Annotated in this window: 5 protein-coding genes; 1 reads left to right on the forward strand and 4 read right to left on the reverse strand. The window is 52.5% G+C overall.

Translation table 11 applies throughout. The features are described 5' to 3' along the window. The coding region (gene epmB, locus KDK14_RS20555) for an EF-P beta-lysylation protein EpmB (RefSeq protein ID WP_257267102.1) at nt 1–930 on the forward strand (930 nt) is incomplete at its 5' end. 36 nt (nt 931–966) lie between these two features. Here the strand turns inward: epmB and KDK14_RS20560 are convergent. Genes KDK14_RS20560 through KDK14_RS20575 form a run of 4 tightly spaced genes read right to left on the reverse strand, consistent with a single transcriptional unit; the run spans nt 967 to nt 4,550 of the window. Next, nucleotides 967–1,611, reverse strand: a complete 645-nt coding sequence (locus KDK14_RS20560; protein WP_257267103.1) for an ATP-binding cassette domain-containing protein — start codon at nt 1,609–1,611, stop codon at nt 967–969. Continuing rightward, the gene (locus tag KDK14_RS20565) at nt 1,608–3,332 is read right to left on the reverse strand and encodes an ABC transporter permease (protein WP_257267106.1); all 1,725 of its coding nucleotides are present in this window, start codon (nt 3,330–3,332) and stop codon (nt 1,608–1,610) included. Before KDK14_RS20565 ends, KDK14_RS20560 begins: the two co-directional genes overlap by 4 nt. Then, nucleotides 3,329–4,414, reverse strand: coding sequence for an ABC transporter substrate-binding protein (locus tag KDK14_RS20570; RefSeq protein ID WP_257267107.1), 1,086 nt, complete (start codon nt 4,412–4,414; stop codon nt 3,329–3,331). The genes KDK14_RS20565 and KDK14_RS20570 overlap by 4 nt, the downstream gene beginning before the upstream one ends. Then, entirely contained in the window at nt 4,395–4,550 is a 156-nt protein-coding gene (locus KDK14_RS20575; protein WP_257267108.1) for a hypothetical protein, read from the reverse strand. Before KDK14_RS20575 ends, KDK14_RS20570 begins: the two co-directional genes overlap by 20 nt. Nucleotides 4,551–4,651: the final 101 nt, after the last annotated feature.

Genomic DNA, 4,651 nt, shown 5'->3' on the forward strand with positions numbered 1-4,651 from the left:
CAGTTGCTGGCCATGCTGAAGCTGAGTACGGGGTTATTATCACCGGCATTAACCGCCTGTCAGGAATTCCCGCTGAGAGTACCCCATGCCTACATCAACCGAATGGTGCCAGGAAATCCCGACGACCCTTTGTTGCGACAGGTGCTGCCTATGGGCGAGGAGTGTCAACACATTGAAGGTTATGGCCCGGACCCGCTGGCGGAGCAGTCCCACAACCCAACCGATGGGGTTATCCATAAATACCATGGCAGGCTGCTGCTGATCGTCGCTGGAGCCTGCGCAGTGAACTGCCGCTTCTGCTTTCGCCGCCATTTCCCGTATCAGGATAACCGCCTGGACCGGGACAGTTGGCGCCGTGCCATTGAATATATTCGCGCCGATACCAGCATAAAGGAGGTGATTCTCAGTGGTGGCGACCCATTAGCCAACAGTGACCGCCGGCTGGCGAAAATTGCTGCCGAACTCAATGCAATTGATCATGTTGCCACACTGCGCATTCATACCCGTTTACCCGTTGTGATTCCTGACCGGGTAACCGATGAACTGATCAATTGGTTTAGCGGACACCGCCTGCAACCTGTGATGGTTATCCATGCCAACCACGCCAACGAGATCGATGACCGTGTTGGCCGGGCCATGTTCCGGCTCAAACAGGCTGGCGTGACACTACTGAACCAGGCCGTGTTACTCAAGGGAGTTAACGATAGCGCTTCCGCCCTTATTCAGCTTGGCCAGGCGCTGTTCAAAGCTGGCGTACTCCCTTACTACCTGCACCTGTTAGACCCGGTCCATGGCGCGGCGCATTTTGATGTACCTGAGGCCAAAGCTAGTCAGCTGATAAAAGAGGTCATGGCAAATTGTCCGGGCTACCTGGTACCCAGACTGGTTCGGGAAATTCCCGGCAGACCCGGCAAAACATGGATGCTCTGATATTTTTACTCTGAAGATTTTTGATTCTTCGTCGTATTATTTGGGTTGCGATGCCTCCTGGAGTCTGATCACTTGCCTTTGATCAGGAATATCCTGTTCATCATGGGTCACCATGAGCGCGGGAATGCCCTGGTGTTGAACCTGTTGAAAGACGAAGTGCCGAAAGCTGCTTCTCAGTGTTGCATCCAACTTGGAAAAAGGCTCATCCAGCAGCAGGGCTCTGGGTTCGGATAACAACGTTCGCATCAGGCTGATTCTGGCTTTTTGTCCACCAGACAACATGGCTGGATTCAGCTCGAAAAAGCCTGACATCCCGCAGTCAGCCAGTGCCTGCTCGACTCTTTCCCGGCGCAGGGATTTCTTAAAGTGCTCAGGTAAGGCAAAGGCCAGGTTCTCACCCACCGTCATATGGGGAAACAACAGATGGTCCTGAAACTGCAGGCCAACCTGTCGTTTATAGGAAGGCAGGTTATTCAGCACTGCCCCGTCTAAAATCACTTGTCCGGAGTAACCAAAGCTGTTTGCCAGCGTCCCGCAAATCAGATTTAACAAACTGCTTTTGCCGCAACCGCTAGGTCCCAGCACCGAAAGCACTGCACCGCCTGCCACGCAACAGCAGATCTTATCCAACAACTTTTGGCCATTCAGGGTGATGGCTATTTGATCAAGAATCAGACTCAAGCGTTCAGTCTCCTGGTGATACGCCCGCTTTTGATTGTCCAATAGCTGAGGAACGACGCCATGACATAAACAAAGAAAGGCAGAAGCATCTGCACAAGCCCATAGACGCCAATCAAACGTCGATTGCCTCCGGAAACCAGACTGACGGCTTCGGTTGTCACCGTCGCCACTCGACCTGCACTGGCAAACAGGGTTGGCAGATATTGGGCGATACTGACCGCAAAGCCCAACGCCAGACTGGCCATTAGCGGGCGCCACAGTATTCCCAGCTTCACCTGCACAAAGGTCTTCAGCCAGGATCTGGATAACAACAGTCCCTGAAGGCTATGGCGCTGGTCATAATGCTGCCAGGGGCCGGACAAACTGAGAAAGCAGTAGGGCAGTACGAACAGCAAATGCAGTCCGGTCACCGTCAACCAGTGGCCCTCTGCCCCCCATTGCAGTAACAACAGCTGAACACCAAACAAAAAAGTCATTTGTGGCAACAGCAACGGAATATACATGCCCCCCCTGATCAGCAGGGCCAGCCACTGTCCGGCTGATTGACTGTTTTGTCGCTGCAGATCATTCAGCTCAAGCAAGATAACCGAAATAATGTTGGCCACTACCGTGGCGGTCACGCCGATCAGCAGGGAGTTCACAATGGGCTCACTGATACCGGCACGCTGCCAACTGCGTAAAGACCAGTCGGGCCACAGGGAAGGGAATCGCCAGCGCCAGACAAAAGACCAGATAAGCAGCGCAACACCTCCTGACAGAAACAGCAGCAGCAAACCCTGCCACGCCTTCGTACTGCACGACAGCCACAAAGTACTGAACCAACCGCGGTGTCCATTGGTCAACCAGTGTCTGAGCCGTTTGTTCATCAACCACTGCGTCAGGTGAAAAAAACCAATAACTGCGGCCATTAGCAGCAATAAAAGCACACTGCCCGATGCGGCAAGCAGGCTCTTGGTCAAGTCCGGATCATTTATCCACTGAAAAATCTGCACGGCAAATGCCGGCGGGTTAGCAGGCCCGATAACCAGTGCCACATCGACCACAGAGATTGAGAAGGCCAATACGGTATACACTGGCAGGCGAATCATCGGGTAAAGGCGCGGCCAGATCAGCTTAAGCCAGATAACACCTGGCTGATATCCCAGGCTGGCTCCCAATTTCAGCGTATCAGCAACAGGCAACTGCACGACAGAGGCAGCCATCATAAACACCAAAAAAGGGGTTTCTTTAATCATCAGAATCAGTATCAGGCTGATGCCGTATTGGTCCTGGATCGTCTGCCAGTCAGGGGGCAAACGCCACCCGGCAAAAACAGCGATAAGCCGGGCCAGCAAACCACTGGGCATCAACACAAACATAACCCCAAAAGCCAGCGCCACATGGGGCATAGCCATCAATGGTGCCAACCACCGCAGAACTTTATGCCAAAGGGGCGTTCCCCAAGTGCAACAGATGACACCAAAAGCAAGCAACAGGGAAAGTACGGTGGAGGAAACGGAGGTCCAGAGACTGAGCACAAGCATCTCGATCAGCGCTGGTGTTTCCAGCAGCTTTTGCCAGCAAGCCAGGCTCAATGTCTCAAACCCCAGCACTGGCATATAGCCAAAGGCCGGCAGCATAACACTGCCAACCCCGGCCAGTACCGGAAATAAAAACAGTGCCACTATCCCCAAAGCCAGTAACAATGAAACGGCCCTGACAGATACCTGCAATATGCTCACTGGCGATATCTTGCTTGCCAGGCATCTTCAAGTTCAGCAACCCAGGAACTGTGAGGTTCCGGAAGCACTTTGCCTGACGTTTTCGGCGACAGGGTTGCCGGGGATAAACTCGAAAAACGCTGACGGTCAGTGCCATTTAACTGGTTCATGCTGAGCACTGTGGGGTCTCCCCAGACATCCTTATTAGCTTTGTGTGCCTGAGCCTCGGGTGACAACAGAAAATTAATGACGACTTGTGCGGCTTCTGTTGCATCACTATTAAAAGGAATCGCCAGAAAATGGGTATTGCCCAGTGTACCCGCTTCATGAACATAGGTTCTCACCGTTTCTGACAACTCGCCACTGGCAATAGCGGAGCTGGCATAAGACGGATTAAAGGTCATTGAAAGTAAAATTTCACCGTCGTCCAGCATTGGCGTCAGTGCCAGATTATTGGCCGGGAACGTCTCGCCCTCTCGCCACAATAGAGGGTGAAGCTCATCAAGATAGCGCCATAAAGGGGAGGTGACTGCATCGAAATCCGCTGCAGAAACGGGCTTTAACAGCACACCCGGTTCTGGTGTCAACTCACTCAACAACTGTTTAAGAAACGTCGTACCGACAAAATCCGGCGGCAAGGGGTAAGTCACACGCCCTTTATGCTTTCTGGCAAACTCAAGAAGTTCTCTGGCATTGGCTGGCGGGGTAGTTTCTTTTCGGGAAAACGTCTCGGTGTCATACATAAACACCAGTTGCGCCATGCCCCAGGGTGCTTCAAGGCCATCAACAGGCTCACCAAAGTCCAGCACAGTGGATGGATTTTCTTGGGGGTCCACGCCCTTGAACGAGGGCAAGTGTTGTACAAAAGGGCCAAACAACAGCCCGTTTTGCTTCATGGAGCGGAAGTTTTCGCCATTAATCCATACCAGATCAACGGTACCATTACTGCTTCGCCCGGCTGCTTTTTCCGCAAGTACACGACTTACGACAGTGGCTATATCACTCACTTTGACGTGTTTCAGGGTAATACCGTAGCGTTTGTCAACCTGCCCGGCAGCCCAGTCAATGTAATCATTGATCTGTTCACTCCCCCCCCCAGGCATTGAAATAAACCGTCTGTCCCTTCGATTTCGCAACCACGTCCTGCCAGGGCCTGGTGGTCGCCTCGTTAGCACTGATACTGCTGATGAAAGCAGCCATAACCAAAGCGGTTGTGGTCGATGCCCTCAGGGTGTTCATATTGCCTTTCCTGTCAAAAGACGTTCTCTGTCGTAAAATAGCTGTCGTAAATTGGCAGTCGTTAATTGGCAGTTGTTAATTGACAAGAATGGTTGCCATCT

It is taken from the genome of Endozoicomonas sp. ONNA2 (assembly GCF_024606365.1).
Taxonomy (GTDB): domain Bacteria; phylum Pseudomonadota; class Gammaproteobacteria; order Pseudomonadales; family Endozoicomonadaceae; genus Endozoicomonas.

Bases quoted from the DNA above. Each gene is read 5' to 3' on its own strand.
- KDK14_RS20575 (WP_257267108.1), bottom strand. From the start codon at position 4,550: ATGAACACCCTGAGGGCATCGACCACAACCGCTTTGGTTATGGCTGCT.
- KDK14_RS20570 (WP_257267107.1), bottom strand. From the start codon at position 4,414: ATGCCTGGGGGGGGGAGTGAACAGATCAATGATTACATTGACTGGGCT.